The following is a 13,877-nucleotide window of genomic DNA, read 5'->3' as shown; positions in this document are numbered from 1 at the left end:
TACCATTCGCTGCTCCACCTTATACAGTAGGGCTAACTTGGGTTGTGATAAGCCCCAGCTCTCCCTCAGGGGCTCGGCGGGCCGGCTGCTAGGGGGCGAGGCTGTGGCTAGACATAGGCCGCTGCCGCCCTGGCTGTCGCTAGTAATAGCTCTGGCCGGGATATCTACGGCAGCCCCCCTGGCCAGGCTGGCCGGCGTCGACGGGGCCACGGCAGCCTGGTGGAGGCTCCTCGTAGGCGGAGGGGCCTCACTAGCCGCTGCAGCCCTTGCAGGCAGGCTCCCAGCGCCGGGCGTGACGGTGGCGAGCCTTCCGGGCGGGGTGCTCCTCGCAGCCCACCTAGCGCTCTGGCTTGAGAGCCTACGCTACGCCAGCGTAGCCTCCTCGACGGGGATAGTGGTCTCCTACCCGGTGTTCGTAGCCCTCTACGAGGCTGCGAGGCGCCAGGCCCCGCGCCGCAGCGTGGCGGGCGCGGCCCTGGGATTCCTAGGCGTGGCTGTGCTCTCCACGCCCTGGGCCGGGGCCACGCCGAGGGGCGCCCTCCTCTCCCTCGCCGCCGCCCTGGCGGCCGCGGCCTACTTCCTGGCCGGCCGGAGGATCCGGGCAGCGGGCGTCTCCACGCTGGAGTACACCTCTAGCGCCTACACCTCCGCCTTCATAGCGATAACCGTCTACACTCTTGCAGCCGGACTGGAGCCCTGGAGGCCCAGGCCCGGGAGCCTACCCTACCTCATAGCGCTGGGCCTCGTGCCGATGCTCGCTGGGCACAGTATGCTGAACTACGCGCTCGGCTACTACCCTGCCAGTGTTGTGACCGGGGTGGCGCTGCTAGAGCCCTATGGAGCCAGCCTGCTCGCCTGGCTCCTCCTGGGGGAGAAGCCCCCGCCGGCGAGCCTGCCGGGCATAGCGCTTAGCGTTGTGGGCGCCTGGCTAGCGGTCAGCGGCGGAGCACTGCCTCGAGGACGGCGGCCCTAGCGAGGTCCTCGAGGGCCTCCAGCCGGTCCACGGCCTCGTACACCGCGTAGACCGGGTCCCTCGACGTCCCCACCGCCACCGCGCCATGGCCCTCCATGACCGCTACGTCGCATCTCCTGAGCGCGCTTGCTGCCAGCTGGGCCAGCTCCTCGGTGCCAGGAGGCGCCTCGGGCACGGCTGCAACGCAGCGGCCGAGGTAGTACCTGGCCTCAACCCCCAGAACCTCGGTCCTAAGCTCCAGGCCCAGGCGGCGGGCGAGCACAGCGTAGGGGTTATGGGCGTGCACCACCGCCCTGACGTCGCTCCTGGCGTTGTAAACCGCGAGGTGGAGGCGGTACTCGCTGCTCGGCCTCCCCTCGTAGACGTAGCCGTCGGGGCTCATTACTGCTATATCCTCGGGCCTCATCCTGGTCTTCACGGCGCCGCTCGGAGTTATGTAGATGAACCTCGTGCCATCGGGGAGCTCGAGCACAGCGCTCGCATTACCCCCGCGGAGGTTGAGAAGCCCCCTGTCGTGGAGGATCCTCATGGCATCGACGAGGGCCCGCCGGATCTCATAGCCAGGCTGTGGCACCAATGGCGCGGCACCACGCGCTCCTCCACGCGGCTGGGGCCACTAGACGGGGCGATCAGGCTCTGGTATGTATGCTGTGCGGCGGCCCGCGTCCCCCCGGGGCCTCCTTCCCCCACTCCTCCCGCTTGGCCTGCCACTTGCTGCAGGCGTTTGGGGGCAGGGCTTCTCCGCCACGTATTATCTATATGATAGATAGTGTCAATACTACCGTGTGGGCGATCTAACAAGTCCCTAGTACGATCCACATCGCGTTAACACGGTCTCGTTAAGCGTGTTACGAGACCCCTCCCGCTCGCGAGGGGCTAACCCCGTTGGGTGGGGGCGCGGCGCTGTACTTCCGACTAACCGGGTGCGCCCCTCCGTGCCGGTGGTCTACCGCTGCCGCGTGTGCGGGTTCATACTCCATGTCTTCGTGAGGGTCGGCCAGAACAGCTACGGTCTCCCCACCCCGAGCGAGCTCGCAAGCCAGTTCGGCGGCATCTGCCCCCGCTGCGGCAGCCCCCTGGGCCGGCCCAGCCTCAACGATATAGTCATAAAGCCGAACGGGCCTCAGGAGCTGCTAGCCGTGCTGGAGGAGGCTAAGCGCAGCATGAGGATAGGCTTTAGGAGCATCGAGCGCTACCTGGCTGAGATAAGGCGCAGCACCCGCCTCCACACAGCCCTGGAGGAGAGGGTCCCCTCCTCCAGCGGCACGAGGCCAGTGGAGGCCGAGGCCTAGGGGCTCCAACGGGATCGAGGCTCCCCACACCCCCGGGACGCGCGGGGCGTCGGAGCAGGCTACAGTCGTCATCGCCCTCCGGGGTAACGAGCCCGGAGGCGCCCTATAGGAGCGCCGCGCCTGCCGCTGGGCCTAGCGTATAGCCGGCGGCCCGAGGAGGCTCTCAACGGCTCTGGCCCTGCATGCTGCTCCAGCCCAGGAAGTTGTCCCACCCCCGGGGCTCTAGGCTTCTCCCCTTATGGAGCAGGAGCGGTCCGCCGGTCTCCCCTAGTATCCTGCCCACCCGGGCCACCTGGAGCCCGAGCGCCTCGGCTTCCTCTTCCGCTAGCCGGCTGCAGCGGGGGCGGACGGTGAAGACTATCTCCAGCTCCTGGCCACCGTAGAGGGCTAGGCTGAGTGGGTCGAGGCCCTTCTCCTCCGCGTAGCGGAGCGCCTCCTCCTCGACAGGGGCCTCTAGCACCTCCAGCGGCGCGCCCGCGGAGCGGGAGAGGAGCCAGAGGCTGTAGGCTAGCCCGTCGCTCGTATCGGTGGAGCCTGTTATGCAGCCCCTGGGGAGCCTTGAGGCCAGCTCCACGAAGCCTAGCCGGGCCAGCGGCCTAGCCATCACCCTGAAGGCCCTGGGGTACCTGGCCGCCGCGCTCCTCCAAGAGCCCTCGGCAAGCGAGTGGAAGACGAGGCCCCCGAGGCCTAGGCGGCCGGTGGTCGCGTAGACGAGGTCGCCGGGCCTAGGCCTGCGGGGCACCGGCTCCCCGGGCGCGAGGCCCACCGCAGCCACGTCTACCCAGCCGCAGCCCCTGCCGCGGCAGCTGTTGAGGTCGCCGCCGGCGAGCCATGCCCCGTGGGCTCTCGCGGCCTCGGCGGCGCCCTCTGCTATCTCCTCCAGATCCCTTATGCTCCTCTCCGGCTCCAGGCCCAGTGACAGGACGAAGGCGAGGGGCCTGGCGGCCTTGGCTGCGAGGTCGCTCGCGGCGGACGCCACCTGGAGCCAGCCCAGGTCCCCGAGGCTCATCCAGGGCGCGAGGTTCGACTCTATGCCGCCGCCGTCTATCTTGACCAGGAGCCTGGGGTGCCCGGGCCCGGTGCAGGCCGCGTCATCGCCGGGCCCTAGGCTTGGGCAGCGCCAGCCCTTCGAGAGCAGCTCTATAAGCCTCTCCACCGCCCTGTGCTCGCCTAGCTCCCGGAGGCTGGGGCTCCGCTGCAAGCCCGCTGGCACCGGGGCCCTAGAGGTCTAGGCCCTCGAGGCCCGGATGACCGCAGTTGCGTAGGGCGGCGTCTATCCTCCTCCAGGCCTCCTCCGTGGATGCTACTGCCACGCTGCCGACCCTCTCCACCCTGGTTAGGGAGGCGCTGCGCCTCTCCACGGCAACCCTGGCGCCGGCCTCCCTGGCGAGCCAGACAGCGGCCGCCACGTCCACCACGCGGAGCCTGCCGCGTACGTCTATGAAGGCCTCGGCGCGGCCAAGCCCAGCCCAGGCTATCTCGAGGCTCGCGCTTCCGAGGGCGCGGACGCTCCTCCTGCCCCCGGCCAGCCGGAGGTACTCGTGGACAACCGACGCCTGGTCGGGCTTCTCCACATAGGCTAGGAGGAGGCGGGGCTTCCTCCCCCTCTCGACCGTCGCCCTCGCCCCGCCCTCGTAGGCTCCGAGGCCCCGTGCGAAGCTGAGCACGGGCCAGGGGAACACTGGGGCCACTGCGCCGGCGGCCACGTCGGTGAGCCAGGGATCCCGGCCCTTGGGGAGCGGGGCTACCGCTATGCTGACCGCGCTCCAGGGCACTAGGCCCGCGTAGTTCTTGCTCCCGTCTAGCGGGTCCGCCACCACTATGTAGGGGTCATCGCCCAGCTTTACGAGGCCGCTCTCCTCGCCGAGGAAGAGGCCCTGCAGCCCCTCAGCCCTCAGCAGCTCGATGATGTTGCGCTCGCTCTCAACGTCTATCCTCATTCCCTCGTCGCTGTCATGCTCGTGGACGGAGACCACGCTCAAGAGCTCTTCGAGGCCGAAGCGGTCGCGGAGGTAGGCTGCGGCCTCCCCGGCTACACGGGCCACGAGCCTGCGGAGGTCCTCCAGCTCCCGGCTGCTGGCGAGGAGAGGCTCCACCAGACTCCCTGGAGGCCCGGGGGCCCTCCGGCCCGCTTATCGGGGTTCCGCTGGTCGCGAGGCCCGGGAGACGTGATACCCCTGCCCCCGGGGGCCCTGGCCGCCGTTCTACCCGACTTTTCCCTGGAGCACCCGGTGCTGCACCAGGCCCCTGTCGAGGGCCAGCAGCTCCCCGGTCTCCTCGTCGCGGAGGGCCAGGAGGCCGGCCCAGTAGTCTACGAGGCGGAGCCTCCTCCCCAGCAGCTCGCCGGGCTCTCGGAGCCTCCTCGCCCGGGCCAGCCAGCCGGGCTCCCTGGGGAGAACGGTGTAGGCGCTGAACCGGCCCTGGAGCCCGAGGCCCGCTATGAGGCTTGCGAGCCTCTCAGCCACCCTGGCCCACTCCCCGGAGCTTGCGAGCCTCCTCTCGATCTCGGCCACCGCGAGCCGGAGCCTCTCCCCGAGCCTAGCCCCGGCGCCCTCGGTGCCGAGCCTGGAGCGTCCCAGCTTCTTCTCCGTCTCCCGGGCGTCGAGCAGGCCCCCGGTGTAGACCATGGCCGCCGCGACGTGGGGCTGCTCTGCTATCCTCCAGAGCAGCCTCCAGGACTGGGTGAGTCCCACCTTCGCCCGGGCCCCGCCGTAGTCGAGGACGTAGACGCTGTACTTCTCTCCCGGGTTCAGCCTCTGGGCCTCGATGCAGGCGCTGTCAATACCCTGGGCGCAGCGCTCGTAGAGGGCCTTCCAGCTGCCGCGGTGGAGTCTGCAGTACCCGTCCCTGGTCTCAGCCGGGTTCACACAGTAGCGGTGCTTGGCCGGCTCTCCCCTGGGGCCCTCGTGGAACCTGCAGAGCATGACCCCTATGTGCATTATTCTCAGCAGCGGCTCCCAAACGGGCTCCACGCTCCGGCTAGGCGGCTCCTGGACGAGGAGCCCGGGCCTGGTGATCCTCAGGACCTCGAGGACCACCTCGACCCTGCGGCCGCCTCCGAGCCAGGAGTCCAGCCCGGCGCCCCGCGCCTCCGCCCTGTAGGAGCCGAGCCTTTCATGCTCGAAGATTACTGCGCGTATTACCGGCACTGCTGCAGCCCCCCGGGGCCGCGGGGTCCCCCGCAGCCTCAAGCCCCCCGGCTTAAATACCCGTCAATGGCTGGGTCTGGAAGAGTACCCAGCGGTGAACCCAGGACATGGCTAGGCCTCCTCTCACCGTTGACAAGGTGCAGGAGTTTATCGGCGAGACAGTCTACGATCCCTACGGCCGCGTTGCCGGGAGGCTTGTGAGCTTCGAGAGCGACGTGGACGGCCTAGTGCAGAACGTGGTGGTCGAGACCGAGGATAGGGATGTACGCTTCATACCCGCCGAGGCCGTGGAGATCAAGGACGGCCGGATAATAGTCTGGCCCGAGTGGAAGACAATAGCCTACAAGGTTACAGCGAGCTACCAGAGGGCCCTCAAGAGGCTAAAGGGGCTTGAGGACATATACAGCAGGAATGAGATACCGAGCGTGGTCTACCACGAGATGAGGAAGAGGCTGAACGACAGCCTCTCAAAGCTGAAGGAGGAGGCTAAGAAGCTGCGCGAAATTATCAACAGGAGAATGCACGAGATAGAGGATAACAACCTCAAGCTTGACCGCGCCATAGCGAATCTCAAAGTATCCTACATGGCCGGCGAGATAGGGGAGAAGGCCTACAAGACCGCTATAGAGCGCCTCCGCGGCGCTAAGGACAGCAATACCAGGGAGCTAGAGGACCTGAAGAACACGAAGGGCAGGATTGAGGCCCTCGAGAACGGAGCTATAGAGCTGGCTAAGACCAAGAGCGAGGCCAAGGCCGAGAAGGAGAAGAATACAGCCCCCGCAACGGTGCAGGGCCTCCAGCCTATACCAGTGAAGGTGATAGAGGGCTAGCCTCGGAGACACCCAAGCCTGCCCATTCCCTACCCATAGCCGTGCCTCCCGGGTTTTTGCCGTGCCAAGCCTACAATACACCGAAGCTTCTTGTCCGCCCCGGGCACCCCATACCTCATCAGAGTCGGTTAGCTTCACTGGCCCCTATCACTCTCTCACTATTCTTCTCCATGTTCTCTGGTATCAGCCGGCCCCCTCCCAGGCAGCGTGCGTCTCCACCAGTACCACCGGGGTATTAGCGCCTGCTATAGCGGCGGCATATCCTCTGCAGCGCTGTGGCCCGCGCTTCTGGTACTCTCTCTGTGTTAGCAGGGTGGAAGGGCTAGCTAACCGAGTCAACGGGAAGACTGTGACCGGGCGCGATAGCAGAGTAGATGGTAGAGGTAAAGCAGGGGTGACCCACCATGGCGGCTCTAGTTTCACGCTTACTCCAGGCCCTGGGGCTGGGAGGCGGCCGGGAGCCCAGTATAAAGGAGAGGATAGACGAGGTCATAGTGAAGCTCGAGCTTATAGAGGATAATGTGGCGGAGCTTCGGTATAAGTTCGAGCAGAGGAGCCGCGAGCTCTTTGAGAAAGTGGTCTCCCTACTCCGCCGCGGCGAGAAGAGCCGGGCCGCTATATATGCGGGAGAGGTAAGCCAGGTGAGGAATATACTGAAGATGGTTATCGCGGTTGAGAACCTAGTAACAATGACCAAGGAGAGGCTTAAGACCGTGAGGGATGTGCGCGAGCTAGGCCAGACCCTCATGGTGTTCGGCACCGCGCTCGAGGAGGTGAAGGACCAGGTGCGCGCGATATACCCGAACCTTAACATAGCATTCGAGGAGCTATCCAGGAGCGTCAAGAGCATGATAGTGGAGACCAGCATAGATGCTGTAGGCGACATAGACCCGGCGGTGATAAGCAGCAGTGCTATCGAGGTACTCCAGGAGGCCATGAAGAAGGCTGAGGAGAGGATAAAGAGCGAGTTCCCGGAGCCCCCTGTGGAGCCCGTGATAAGGCTTCAGACGGCGGGGAGGCAGCTGGTGGCGCTGGGGGCCCCTACCGGCGGCGCCGGGGCGGCCGTTGGGAGGCCCAGGGGCGAGGAGCTGGAGAGGCTGGTGCTGGACTACATAATGGAGCATAACGGCTTCCTGGACATACGCGACTTCAGCGCCAGGTACGGGGTGACTAAGAGCGAGGTGCTTCAGGCGCTACATAGGCTGGCCGAGAAGGGTCTAGTAGCACTTGCCTGAGACCACTCTCCTTTCTCCCGGCCCTGGGGCCTCTGCTGGGGCGCCGCTTTACTCTCCGATTCTTTCTAGCTCTTCTATAGCGTCCTCCGTGAGCCTCCAGCCCATGGCGCCTAGTATCTCGCGCAGATGCTCCCGGTTCTCGGTCTTGGGTATAGCCACCACCCTCGGCCTGGATATCAAGTAGTTTAGCGCCACCTGGATCGGCGTCCTGCCGACCCGCTCGGCGATCCTCCTCACCACTGGGTGCTCTGCAACCCTGCCTCTCTCAAGCGGTGTATAGGCTTGTATGGTCACATTATTCCGGAGCGCTAGGGGGGAGGAGCTTCTCCTCCACCCAGCGGCGGTGAAGCACGCTGTAGTGAACCTGGTCTACAACTATCTCCGCGCTAGCGGTGGCGTGGAGGGCCTCCTCGAGCTCCCGGTCGTCAAAGTTGCTCACCCCTATGTAGCGGGCGTAGCCCTTCCCTATAGCGATCTTCTCCAGCCTCCTAACCTGCTCCGAGACCGGCATACCCTCGAGAGGCCAGTGGATGAGGATCAGATCCACGGTCTCGACGCCGAGCCTCCGGAGGCTAGCCCTTATGGCCTTCTCAAGCTCCTCGAAGCTGCGGAGCCTCCAGGGCAGCACCTTAGTGGTTACGAACACTCTCTCCCTGCCAACCTTCCTAAGGACCTCTCCGACAAGCTCCTCGGCAGTGCCCTCCCCGTACATCTCGGCTGTGTCTATGTTATCCACCAGCCCCGTCTCAATGGCCTCTACAAGGGCCTCGAAGGCTCTGCGAGGGTTGCGTATAGCCCAGGTGCCAAGCCCTATGGCTGAGACCGTGTCGCCGCCTATAGGCTTCCTATCGCCGTTATCCACCGGGAAGAGGGGCATAGTCCTCAGCCTCGCCCGGGGCCTGGGGCGCCGGGGCTCATTATTACCCCTGCCGCGGGAAATGAGTGGTGGACATAGACGCGCTGGTTGGGCTATTTTACTGCTATCCCCCAGTGGAGCAGGGCTGTGTGAACCATAGCCGCCCCCACGCCTGCCACGAATAGTGATGTTATCCTGGTGAGGATCCTCATGGTGCTCCAGCCTAGGACGCGGAGCATTGCCTCTGAGGCGACGAGGATAGCCCACACCGTGCCCACGGCAGCCAGTATGGCTGCGAACAGTGCTGCTCCGCCACCCTGGCTGGAGAATACTATGACATAGGTCATGGTTGCTGGGCCGACCAGCAGGGGCATGGCCAGGGGCACGAGGGCCGCATCCCTGGGGTCGGGAGCCATGGTCCTGGACTCGCCCTCAAGCCTATGGAGAGCTATGGCTATTAGGACGATCCCGCCTGCCAGCCTGAACTCATCAAGGTTTATCATGTAGAGTCTGAGCAGGAGGTCCCCTGTCAGGGCTACGAGGAGCAGCAGGATGGCCGTGGCGGCTGCTACTAGGTTTGCAAGCCTCCTCCTCTCCCAGGGGTGGAGCTTGCCAGCTATGTCGAGGAATATGGGCGCGGCGCCGAAGGGGTTCATTATAAAGACGAGGGTGGCGTAGTAGGTGACGAACTCGCCCAGCGCCCCCACGCCGGTCATGAGGGTGGCTACACCCTCCCCCGGGGGGCTAGGCTAGAGCTGCCAGCTGGAGAGGTACTCCTTCTGCTCCTCCGTCAACCTATCAATCTCTATCCCCAGGGCTCTTAGCTTGAGCCGTGCCACCTCCTCGTCTACTTCCCTTGGCACCATATAGAGCCTCGGCTCCAGCTTGCCGCGGTTCTTCACAAGATACTCTACGGAGAGAGCCTGGTTGGCGAAGCTCATGTCCATGACCTCGCTGGGGTGGCCCTCCGCTGCTACAAGGTTCACTAGGCGGCCCTCGGCTAGGAGGTATATCCTGCGGCCGTCGGGGAGCCTGTACTCAGTGACATTAGGCCTTATCACGCGCTTGGATACAGCCATCTCCTCCAGGTCGGGGACCCATATCTCCACGTTGAAGTGGCCCGCGTTTGCCAGTATGGCACCATCCTTCATGACCTCTATGTGCTCCCTGCGTATAACCTTCTTGTTCCCCGTGGCTGTTATGAAGACGTCTCCGCGGCGAGCCGCCTCCATCATCGGCATTACGTCGAACCCGTCCATAACGGCCTCGAGGGCCTTTATAGGGTCGACCTCGGTTACTATGACGCGGGCGCCCATACCCCTAGCGCGGTTCGCTATACCGCGGCCAACCCAGCCGTAGCCTGCAACAACCACTATCTTGCCCGCCAGGAGGATGTTGGTGGCCCGTAGTATCCCATCTATGGTGCTCTGGCCCGTGCCGTAGCGGTTGTCGAACATCGTCTTGGTCTTTGCGTCGTTAACCGCTATAGCCGGGTAGCGGAGGACACCCTCCTTCTCCATGGCGCGGAGCCTTATCACCCCGGTCGTTGTCTCCTCCGTGCCGCCCCACACCCTGCCGGCCACGTCGGGGTACTCCTTGTGAAGGGTGGCGTGAAGATCGCCTCCATCATCTATAACTATGTTGGGCTCCCACTCCGCCACCCAGCGGATGCAGGAGAAGTACTCGTCTTCGCTCATGCCCCGCCAGGCGCAGACCTCCACGCCATCATGCCTCGCCAGCGCCGCCGCAACCTCGTCCTGGGTGCTTAGGGGGTTGCTCGCGGCGAGCCGGACCTCCGCGCCCCCTGCGACGAGAGTGCGGACCAGCGCCGCAGTCTCCTTGGTTACGTGGAGCGTGGCGCCGACACGCACATCCTTCAACGGCTTCTCCCGCTCAAACCTCTCCCTGATAAACCTCGCCACTACAGGCATGTGCATCTCTGCCCATTCTATCTGGAGCATGCCCTTGTCCGCTAGCCAGGGGTCCCGGATCTTGCTCGCCAACCCACCCAGCCCACTAGGGCCGAGGGGGACCCCAGGCTAAAGAATGATGCCTCCACGGGCTATAGCCGTCCAGAAGCTTGAGAGGCTGACTCCGTGGAGGTGGAGGGCCGCCAGAGGCTGCAGGGGCCTAGGACCAGTGTTGGGGTTGCTGGGGCATGGTGGGCCCGGGGGGATTTGAACCCCCGACCTCCGGGTCTCTCCCTCTCATCCGTGGGCTCGACAGACCCGGCGCCTGTGGACCGGAGCTAAGGGGTCTGGAGCCCGGCGCTCTGCCTGGCTGAGCTACGGGCCCATCCAGGCAGTCTCAGGGCCCACCATGACGCTCATCCCCGCGCCTCGGTGGAGCGCGGGTCAGCCGGGGGTTCAACCCACGAGGCTAGGGGGCAGCTGGAGGGGTTTATTCCTTACCGTCTCTGCAGGCCTCGGCCAGCACGCAGCCCGCGCCGGGGCAGCCTAGGACGCGGAGCGCCCTCATGGCTAGCGACGCGGTCTTGGGATGGATGCCCAGCCTCGCGGCAGCCTCCCTAGGGGCTGCAGCTCCCTCCAGCACCGCCCTGTAGACCCAGCAGGCAAGGCTCAGCGGCACCGTATAGCCCCGGAGGCCCCTCCTAGGCCTCACGGCGACCAAGACCAGGCGCCCGGGCGTCAATAGCACGAACTTGTTAGGAGCCCTTGCAGCATAGTATACCCGGCCTACCAGGCCGGCGCCGCGCTCGGTAACCTCTATAGAGGACCCGTTAACCGTCACGAGGCCTCGGCGCGCTGCAGCCCAGAGCAGTCTCCGGACCGTGGAGCCCGGCACGCCAAGCAGCCCGGCGAGGGTGCGCCTGTCAAGCCCCTGCCTCGTGTAGGCTAGGAAGAGGATAGGCAGGAGCCACTCTAGACCCATGGAGCCCCTGCCACCCCAAGGAGGCGGGAGCCCACACCCGGGAGAGAGCCCCCGTCGGCCCCTTTATTATCATAGCACACGAGAGGAGAGCTGGAGGGCCGGCCCCCGGGCTCCAGAGAAAACTAGAGAAAAGCTAGATAAAAACTAGAAGGTTAAGCTAGACAGCCCGCACCCCCAGCGCTGCCTTGGTGCTAGCTGCATATCGGGTAGTCGTCTGGGACCTTGGCGCGGAAGTACTTGCCTGTCTCGGGGCTCTTGAATAGGCCTATCTTTACTCCCTTCCTCCCCCTGGGGGCTAGCTGCCACACCTTGATCGGCACCAGCTCCGCCTCCTTGCCGGTCGTGGGGTCACGAACCCTCACAGCCTTCTCACACGCCAAGCACAAACACCCCCACTAACTCCCCTTACTCCGGTAGTAGTGGCGGGACTTGCATACAGTTGAATGTATCCATTCAGAGTACACGCCGATCTACATGCAAAGGTTCTCGCCCTGCCTTGCCGCGGCAAGCCCGTGTATGCCCAAGACGCAATCAGAGAGGCTATGATACATGAGCGGGGCCGGCCTAGAGCACATGGCCTGGTAATACGCTGGGTGTCGGGGGAGCCGCCGAGCGATAACTTGATAAATCCCGCGAGCAGCCCGGATTCCTAACCATGGAGTCTGGGCCCGTAGCTCAGCCCGGCAGAGCGCCCGGCTCATAACCGGGTGGTCGGGGGTTCGAATCCCCCCGGGCCCACCACCTTCTCCGGCTCCTGCCTATGGGCGCTGCTGCATCCCTCCCTTAGACCGGTCTCCTCCCAGTACACGTGTCAAGCCGCGCCGGCAAGCATCTGCTCGGCGCCGGCGCTATAGCGGATAAACCGCGTAAAGTTGATAAAACCTCCAGCCGGGGTGGCTGTCGTAACGGCCGCCGGGCAGGGATGCCGCCGTAGCTCAGCGGGTAGAGCGCCGGGCTGTTAACCCGGTGGTCGGTGGTTCGAATCCACCCGGCGGCGCCACGCATCCTGTTATCCCTCTACTAGAGGCCCCCGGGCGCATGCCCCGTTCTTCCTACCCCCCGGGGGGTGCCGCCCCGCCGCGATGGTTTGTGCCTGGAGGCGGGCTCCCTCAACGATTCTTCTTACTGAAAAAGTTATTTAAAGGCATTTATGGTTTGCTTGTGTGCTACCGGTTTACCGGCTGCTGTGGCGCAGGGTTCTCCCGGGTCAGCCTCTGCGGGGCAGTAGAGCGTTGAGCCGGCTAGGGGATAGGCTGAGGGAGATACTGGGCAGCGACAAGGTGGTCACCGACCCCATTATAATAGAGCTTTACTCTAGAGAGGCTACGGGGCTCAACGCGGACACGCTCCCGGAGGCTCTTGTATTCGCGGAGAGCGCCGCGGACGTGTCGAAGCTGCTGGCTTTCGCCTACCGTTACGGGATCCCCGTGTACCCGCAGGGGTCCGCGTCCAGCCTCTCGGGCTCCGCGCTGCCCTCCGGCGGTGTGGTGCTCAGCCTTGAGCGTATGAGGCGCATAAAGGAGGTGAACGTTGTTGATGGTGTTGCCGTGGCGGAGCCCGGGGTCCGGATAGATGATCTCAATATAGAGCTCGCTAGGTATGGGTACATGTTCCCCGTCGACCCTGCCAGCTCCTCCGTGGCCACTGTCGGCGGTGCCGTCAACACGGGTGCTGGAGGGCTACGGGGAGCCAAGTATGGTACAATGAGGGACTGGGTACTCGGGCTCGAGGTGGTGCTTCCCGACGAGGAGGGTACGGTTATGCGGATTGGCTGTAGGACTGTGAAGTGCCGGCAGGGCTACGACCTGGTTAGGCTTATTGTGGGCAGTGAGGGCACGCTTGCCGTAGTCACCGAGGCGACGCTGCGCATAGCTCCGCTCCCTGAGGCCGCTGTCACACTGCTCGCCTTCTTCGATGATCTCCAGGGGCTACTGGATACCGTGGTCGAGATAAGGTCGGAGGGCGTGCAGCCTCTAATAATGGAGTTCATGGAGCGGCGCACCGTGGAGCAGGCAGCCGGCTTCCTAGGCTGGCACGGCAAGCTGAGAGGCCACATGCTCCTGGTGAGTGTTGACGTTAACCGCGAGGCTGCCAGCCGGGTTCTAGCATGGCTGGAGAGGGTGGCCAGGGGTAATGGAGCGGGCCTAGTCTATACGGCTAGGAGCCTGGAGGAGGCTGAGAAGAAGGGGCTCTTCCAGCTCCGTAGGAGCCTCTTCCCCGCGCAGGTTGAGCTGTCTAGGAGGCTTCTCGGCTCCGAGAGGGTGCAGGTCTATGTGGAGGATATAGCTGTGCCGCCCTCGAGGCTTGCAGAGGCTGTGGAGAGGCTCCTGGAGCTGGAGGAGAAGTACAGGCTCCCCATGATGCTCGGCGGTCATATAGGTGACGGCAACCTTCACCCTGCCGTGGGCTTTGACCCCGGGGACCCTGAGGCTAGGAGGAGAGTTTGGACCTGGTTCCACGATGTCATGAGGCTCGCTGTGGAGCTGGGCGGCACTGTCAGCGCTGAGCACGGGATAGGTGTGCTGAAGAAGGAGGGGCTCAGGATGGAGCTGGAGGCCCTAGGCTCCCTGAAAGCGCTGGAGATCATGAAGGCGATTAAGCGGGTCTTTGATCCGAAGGGGATACTGAACCCTGGCAAGGTGGTGTAGGT

15 protein-coding genes and 3 tRNA genes are annotated in these 13,877 nt (G+C 64.7%); 7 read left to right on the top strand and 11 right to left on the bottom strand.

The genetic code is table 11. From position 1 onward, the window contains the following. Positions 1-37: 37 nt before the first annotated feature. A complete protein-coding gene (locus tag ACZ42Y_RS05725) occupies positions 38-973 on the top strand; it encodes a DMT family transporter (protein WP_058370879.1) in 936 nt (311 codons plus the stop codon). On the opposite strand, the gene ACZ42Y_RS05720 is transcribed toward ACZ42Y_RS05725, so the two are convergent. Continuing rightward, positions 936-1,547 (bottom strand): class II aldolase/adducin family protein, encoded by a 612-nt coding sequence (locus ACZ42Y_RS05720; RefSeq protein WP_464735789.1) that lies wholly within the window; start codon positions 1,545-1,547, stop codon positions 936-938. The genes ACZ42Y_RS05725 and ACZ42Y_RS05720 overlap by 38 nt on opposite strands. A 361-nt stretch (positions 1,548-1,908) precedes the next feature. On the opposite strand from ACZ42Y_RS05720, the gene ACZ42Y_RS05715 reads away from it, so the two are divergent. Next, positions 1,909-2,265 carry a hypothetical protein gene (locus tag ACZ42Y_RS05715; RefSeq protein WP_058370881.1) on the top strand — a complete coding sequence of 119 codons (357 nt, stop codon included), beginning with the start codon at positions 1,909-1,911 and terminating at the stop codon, positions 2,263-2,265. A 163-nt stretch (positions 2,266-2,428) separates the two neighbouring features. Here ACZ42Y_RS05715 and ACZ42Y_RS05710 read toward each other — a convergent pair whose 3' ends face one another. From ACZ42Y_RS05710 to ACZ42Y_RS05700, 3 genes are all read right to left on the bottom strand, one after another. Then, the gene (locus ACZ42Y_RS05710; protein WP_464735256.1) at positions 2,429-3,466 is read right to left on the bottom strand and encodes a thiamine-phosphate kinase; all 1,038 of its coding nucleotides are present in this window, start codon (positions 3,464-3,466) and stop codon (positions 2,429-2,431) included. A gap of 19 nt (positions 3,467-3,485) precedes the next feature. After that, the gene (locus ACZ42Y_RS05705) at positions 3,486-4,361 is read right to left on the bottom strand and encodes an inositol monophosphatase family protein (RefSeq protein WP_464735255.1); all 876 of its coding nucleotides are present in this window, start codon (positions 4,359-4,361) and stop codon (positions 3,486-3,488) included. A gap of 108 nt (positions 4,362-4,469) precedes the next feature. Further along, complete coding sequence (locus ACZ42Y_RS05700) at positions 4,470-5,414, bottom strand: hypothetical protein (RefSeq protein ID WP_464735254.1); 945 nt, start codon at positions 5,412-5,414, stop codon at positions 4,470-4,472. 107 nt (positions 5,415-5,521) lie between these two features. Between ACZ42Y_RS05700 and ACZ42Y_RS05695 the strand changes: the two genes are divergently transcribed. Together ACZ42Y_RS05695 and ACZ42Y_RS05690 are read left to right on the top strand one after the other, a co-directional pair. Further along, on the top strand, positions 5,522-6,244 hold the full coding sequence (locus ACZ42Y_RS05695) for a CdvA-like protein (protein WP_058370886.1): 723 nt from the start codon (positions 5,522-5,524) through the stop codon (positions 6,242-6,244). Between the two features lie 404 nt (positions 6,245-6,648). Beyond that, positions 6,649-7,479 (top strand): Snf7 family protein, encoded by an 831-nt coding sequence (locus ACZ42Y_RS05690; RefSeq protein WP_058370887.1) that lies wholly within the window; start codon positions 6,649-6,651, stop codon positions 7,477-7,479. Positions 7,480-7,527: 48 nt separating this feature from the next. Here ACZ42Y_RS05690 and ACZ42Y_RS05685 read toward each other — a convergent pair whose 3' ends face one another. The 7 genes from ACZ42Y_RS05685 to ACZ42Y_RS05655 form a co-directional block, all read right to left on the bottom strand. Then, positions 7,528-7,773 carry an aldo/keto reductase gene (locus ACZ42Y_RS05685; protein ID WP_464735253.1) on the bottom strand — a complete coding sequence of 82 codons (246 nt, stop codon included), beginning with the start codon at positions 7,771-7,773 and terminating at the stop codon, positions 7,528-7,530. 1 nt (position 7,774) lies between these two features. Further along, positions 7,775-8,356, bottom strand: coding sequence for an aldo/keto reductase (locus tag ACZ42Y_RS05680; protein ID WP_464735252.1), 582 nt, complete (start codon positions 8,354-8,356; stop codon positions 7,775-7,777). Positions 8,357-8,448: 92 nt separating this feature from the next. Beyond that, positions 8,449-9,051 (bottom strand): MarC family protein, encoded by a 603-nt coding sequence (locus ACZ42Y_RS05675; protein WP_464735251.1) that lies wholly within the window; start codon positions 9,049-9,051, stop codon positions 8,449-8,451. A gap of 33 nt (positions 9,052-9,084) precedes the next feature. After that, on the bottom strand, positions 9,085-10,296 hold the full coding sequence (gene ahcY / locus ACZ42Y_RS05670; protein WP_464735788.1) for an adenosylhomocysteinase: 1,212 nt from the start codon (positions 10,294-10,296) through the stop codon (positions 9,085-9,087). Positions 10,297-10,494: 198 nt separating this feature from the next. Further along, a tRNA-Trp gene (locus ACZ42Y_RS05665) sits at positions 10,495-10,630 on the bottom strand. A gap of 105 nt (positions 10,631-10,735) precedes the next feature. Beyond that, positions 10,736-11,227 carry a hypothetical protein gene (locus tag ACZ42Y_RS05660; protein WP_058370890.1) on the bottom strand — a complete coding sequence of 164 codons (492 nt, stop codon included), beginning with the start codon at positions 11,225-11,227 and terminating at the stop codon, positions 10,736-10,738. 191 nt (positions 11,228-11,418) lie between these two features. Further along, positions 11,419-11,607: a chromatin protein Cren7 gene (locus ACZ42Y_RS05655; protein WP_058370641.1), complete on the bottom strand. Its 189-nt coding sequence runs from the start codon at positions 11,605-11,607 to the stop codon at positions 11,419-11,421. A gap of 284 nt (positions 11,608-11,891) precedes the next feature. Between ACZ42Y_RS05655 and ACZ42Y_RS05650 the strand changes: the two genes are divergently transcribed. The 3 genes from ACZ42Y_RS05650 (at position 11,892) to ACZ42Y_RS05640 (ending at position 13,875) form a co-directional block, all read left to right on the top strand. Next, a tRNA-Ile gene (locus tag ACZ42Y_RS05650) sits at positions 11,892-11,968 on the top strand. A 183-nt stretch (positions 11,969-12,151) separates the two neighbouring features. Next, positions 12,152-12,227: transfer RNA gene (locus tag ACZ42Y_RS05645), tRNA-Asn, on the top strand. A gap of 232 nt (positions 12,228-12,459) precedes the next feature. Continuing rightward, positions 12,460-13,875 (top strand): FAD-binding oxidoreductase, encoded by a 1,416-nt coding sequence (locus ACZ42Y_RS05640; RefSeq protein ID WP_464735250.1) that lies wholly within the window; start codon positions 12,460-12,462, stop codon positions 13,873-13,875. Positions 13,876-13,877 lie beyond the last annotated feature (2 nt).

Source organism: Pyrodictium brockii, assembly GCF_055379715.1.
The sequence above is the reverse complement of the archived record's forward strand: the minus strand, read 5'-3'. Positions and strand labels throughout refer to the sequence as shown.